We start from the raw sequence: 1300 nt of genomic DNA on the forward strand, positions 1-1300 counted from the left end.
TACTATAAATCTCTGGAATAACCTCGAAAAACGGGAGAAATGACGCTAAACGACTTAATATCAAAGTCGTTACGGTGTCAATGATGACAAGCCGAAAAATCGGAAAACGCAAGGAAAAGCGGATTTAAGAAGAAGAATGGTTTGCAAATCATTACCCGCGAAAGAGCAGGATTTAACATATGAGAGATGCTATTGCACCGTTTGTCACCGATTTGCGTATCAAGGTCTAACTCGTTGATATTTAACTTTGCAAACAAAAAACAAGTATGGCAAGAAGTACATTCAAAGTGCTGTTCTACGTGAACGGCAGCAAGGAGAAAGACGGTATTGTCCCCATCATGGGACGAGTGACAATCAACGGTACTGTGGCGCAGTTCAGTTGCAAGCAGACCATCCCGAAAACCCTTTGGGATGCGAAAGGCAACCGAGCCAAAGGCAAGAGTGCCGAAGCACGGAACATCAATCTGGCTTTGGATAACATCAAGGCGCAAATCATCAAGCACTATCAGCGCATATCCAACCGAGAGGCATACGTAACGGCTGAAATGGTGCGCAATGCCTACCAAGGGGTAGGAAGCGAGTATGAGACACTGATAAAGGCTTTTGACAAGGATTGCGCCAACTTCCTGAAACGTGTCGACAAAGACCGCAGCATCGGCACATACAAGGTCATGGTAAGGGCAAGGAACTATGTCGCAGCCTTTATCAAGTCATTCTACAGACGGACGGACATGTCCATGCTGGAACTTACGCCCGACTTCATCAAGGAGTTTGCGGCTTATCTTACGGCTGAACGGGGACTGAAAAACGCCACCATCTGGCTGAACTGCATGTGGCTGAAAGGCGTGGTCATGCGTGCGCACTATAACGGACTGATACCGAGAAATCCGTTTGCACAGTTCCATATCAGCCCGAATGTTAAGGAACGGGAATATCTGACAGAGGACGAAATCAAAAGAATCATGGCGCACGAGTTTGACAACCACACCCTCGCATTGGTGCGAGACCTGTTCATTTTCGCCTGCTTCACCGCCTTGTCTTTCGTGGATATGAAAGAACTCACAACGGACGAAATAGTGGAGGTGAACGGTGAGAAATGGATATTGTCGAAACGGCACAAGACAAATGTCCCGTTCCAAGTGAAGCTGCTGGATATTCCTTTGCAGATAATCGAACGGTACAAGTATCTGTCGGAAGACAGGCTGGTTTTCGGGAAAATCAACTATTGGACGATGTGCAAACAACTGAAAAAGGTAATGGCGGAATGCGGAATAGAGAAGCAAATCTCCTACCATTGCGC

The 1300-nt window shown here is 46.7% G+C and carries 1 protein-coding gene; it reads left to right on the top strand.

The annotated features are described in order from the left end of the window. Nucleotides 1-266: 266 nt before the first annotated feature. Nucleotides 267-1300: site-specific integrase (locus D7V92_RS21815; protein ID WP_147441542.1), on the top strand; the 1034-nt coding region annotated here is incomplete at its 3' end.

The sequence above is a fragment of the Parabacteroides sp. CH2-D42-20 genome (assembly GCF_003670185.1).
GTDB lineage: Bacteria > Bacteroidota > Bacteroidia > Bacteroidales > Tannerellaceae > Parabacteroides > Parabacteroides distasonis.